We start from the raw sequence: 3,176 nt of genomic DNA, 5'->3' as shown, positions 1-3,176 counted from the left end.
GGTTGATCCCGCCAAAGTTGTCGCCATCGTCGAAACGGATGAACCGAGCACGCGTTTGCCGCCACGCCCGCCCGACGCGGTGAGCAAGCAGATCGCCGAACACCTCGTTCAATTCTTTCTGGAGGAACTGGCTGCGGGCCGTCTGCCGCGCGAGTTCCTACCGCTGCAGAGCGGAGTGGGAAACGTCGGAAACGCCCTCATCACAGGTCTTGGCGAGAATCCTGAGCTGCCTGCGTTTACTGTATACACCGAGGTTTTCCAGGACTCGTGTGTCGAGCTCATGCGCTCCGGGCGGCTGACCGGCGCCAGTTCGACCGCCCTCACCGTGTCCGAAGCCATGCTCCATGAAATCTATGACGACTTCGATTACTTTGCCTCGCGGATCGTGCTGCGCCCTCAGGAAATCTCCAATAACCCGACAGTGATCCGCCAGCTCGGCGTCATTGCCACCAATACCGCCCTTGAGGTTGATATTTACGGGCATGTGAACTCATCTCATGTCTGCGGCACGCAGATAATGAATGGAATCGGCGGTGCCGCAGACTTCGAGCGGAATGCGTTCCTTTCCGTGTTTGTCTGTCCCTCGATTGCCAAGGGAGGCAGAATCAGCACGATCGTTCCCTTCTGCAGCCACGTGGACCACTCCGAGCATTCCGTGCATATCGTGGTCACAGAACACGGATTGGCCGATCTGCGCGGGTTGGGACCGGCAGAACGCGCGCGTCGACTGATCAACTGCTGTGCCCACCCTGCCTATCGCGATTATCTCCATCGTTATGTCGAAGGGGCGCGTGCGGGTCATATCCGCCACGACCTGACACGCTGCTTCGAGTTGCATCGCAATCTGATCGAGCACGGAGCCATGCTCCCCGGGCTTGATCTCAAACAGTTTTCCCCGGCTATGCCGGAGGAATCGAACGGGGCGGTTCGGCGCCTCGAAGGAGTCTCATCATGATTGAGCAAGAGCTGAAGATCTTGGACGATTTCCCGCCTGTCAGTTACGACACCTGGAAGGCGCAGGCAGTGACTGATCTGAAGGGTGTGCCTTTCGAAAAGAAAATGATCACCCACACCTATGAGGGCATTGATATCGAGCCGGTCTACACGCCGGAGAGCTGGCCTTCGGCGAACGACCCGTCGGGGTTCCCGGGTAGTCTGCCTTATACGAGGGGATCAAGGCCGCTGGGACACTCCCTGGACGGCTGGGATGTGCGGCAGGAGGTCCTGCATCCGGAGCCTGCCGACGTCAACCAGATCGTGCTGGAGGAATTGGATAACGGCGTGACCTCCGTTGAGCTGAAGCTCGACGCGGCGGCTACCGCCGGGCTCGATGCCGACGATCCTCGGTCGGCTGAGCTGTGCGGTCGCGACGGCGTCATGGTGTACAGCCTCAATGATCTCGACCAGGCCCTCCAAGGCGTCCAGTTGGATGTTGTGCCGGTCTCGCTCGAATCCGGCGCTGCCTTCCTGCCGGCCGCGGCCTTGCTGGCCGCGCTGTGGGAGGAAAAGGGCGTCGTAGATTCGAAGGCCCTGGGCGCCTTCAACGCGGACCCGCTGGGTACACTGATGCGCGACGGTGCCCTGCCGCAGCCGCTGGATGTAGCTCTCCTGCACATGACCGATCTCGCTGCGTGGACGGCATCCCATCTTCCAAACGTGAGCTCCGTTCGAGTGTCGACAGCGGTATACCACCATGCAGGCGCCGATTCGGTCCAGGATCTCGCATTCGCCGTGGGGACGGCAGTCGAGTATCTGCGTGCCATGACGGCCGCCGGGCTCGAGTTCAATGCGGCAGTCGGGCAAATTGCTTTTCACGAGACGGTGGGGTGCAAGTTCTTCCAGTCGATTGCCAAGCTCAGGGCCCTGCGAAAACTCTGGGCCAAAGCGATCGAGGCTTGCGGCGGTGACCTGAAGGCCGTATCGGGTACGCGGGTGATCGTCGAGACCAGCCGGCGCGTGATGAGCCACCGAGGTCCGTGGGTGAATCTTCTCCGCAATACTGCCGCGACCTTTGCGGGCGCTGTGGGCGGAGCCGATGCCATCATCACGCTTCCCATGGATGCTGCGGTGGGGCTGAGCGACGAATCCAGCCGGAGACTGGCCCGGAACACGCAACTGATTCTGCAGGAGGAATGTCATCTCAATCAGACCGTGGACCCGGCAGGCGGTTCGTGGTTCCTTGAGAAGCTTACCGACGAGATGGCCGAGAAGGCGTGGTCGCTGTTCCAGCAAGTCGAGGGTCAGGGAGGAATGATAAAAGCGGCGACGAGCGGCTGGATCGCGGAACAGATTCAGGCCGTCGAGAGCCGTCGCGAGAAGGACATCGCGACGCGCAAAGCTTCGGTCACCGGGGTGAGCGAACATCCCGACGTGTTCGAGAAGGATCTCAGTCGCCCCACCCCGAAGTACTCCGAGTTACGCGCCAAAGCAGCCACGAGGCTCGTGAAATGGCGCCACGACCGCCGTCAAGGCAGTGCCATCGCAGACTTGGCCGCTGTTGTAGCCGAGTCTGCGCACGGGACCGGAGAGCTGATGACCGCGGCTGTCAACGCGGCGCGAGCAGGGGCGACCATAGGGGAACTCACAGCGACCCTCGCCGGACCGGCAGCGAATCGCCAAGGCGCATCCACGACACCGCTGGCCGCTCATCCTTACGCAGCCGCGTATGAGCAGTTGCGCGACATGGTCGATGCCTACGCCCAGGCACATGGAGGCAAGCGGCCTAAGGTCTTCCTCGCCAACCTGGGGACGCGAAAGGAGTTTCTCGCTCGCTCGAACTACGCGCGGGACTTCTTTGGAGCCGGGGGCTTCGAACCCGTGGAGAATGACGGCTTCACCGATGCGCAGGCCGCCGCCACCGCGTTCGCCGCCTCCCAGGCAGAGATCGCCGTCATCTGTTCGACCGACGCTCGCTACGCAACCGACGTGGAACAGGTCGCGCCCAAGCTGGTAGCCGCTGGGGCAAGGACGGTCGTGCTGGCCGGAAACCCGGGCTCGAACGAGGCCAGGTACCGCGCTGCCGGAGTCAACCAGTTCATCTTCCTCAAGTGCAACGTCCTCGAAATTCTTCGTTCAATGCTTCATCAGGTAGGAGTACAGCAATGATCAATATCCCAAAGTTTGAAGACATTCCATGGAACGGCGGCCCGGCGGTCGATAACCGATCGGCCGACTGG

At 61.6% G+C, this 3,176-nt stretch carries 2 protein-coding genes; both read left to right on the top strand.

Translation table 11 applies throughout. The features are described 5' to 3' along the window. The coding region (locus tag Q363_RS31025) for an acetyl-CoA hydrolase/transferase C-terminal domain-containing protein (protein ID WP_281176115.1) at window positions 1-955 on the top strand (955 nt) is incomplete at its 5' end. Continuing rightward, window positions 952-3,105, top strand: a complete 2,154-nt coding sequence (locus Q363_RS31020; protein WP_035358501.1) for a methylmalonyl-CoA mutase family protein — start codon at window positions 952-954, stop codon at window positions 3,103-3,105. The genes Q363_RS31025 and Q363_RS31020, both read left to right, overlap by 4 nt. Window positions 3,106-3,176 lie beyond the last annotated feature (71 nt).

Source organism: Edaphobacter aggregans DSM 19364, from assembly GCF_000745965.1.
Lineage (GTDB): Bacteria > Acidobacteriota > Terriglobia > Terriglobales > Acidobacteriaceae > Edaphobacter > Edaphobacter aggregans.
Note: the sequence above shows the minus strand (reverse complement) of the source record. Positions and strands in the feature narration are given on the sequence as shown.

Bases quoted from the DNA above. Each gene is read 5' to 3' on its own strand.
- Q363_RS31020 (WP_035358501.1), top strand. From the start codon at position 952: ATGATTGAGCAAGAGCTGAAGATCTTGGACGATTTCCCGCCTGTCAGT.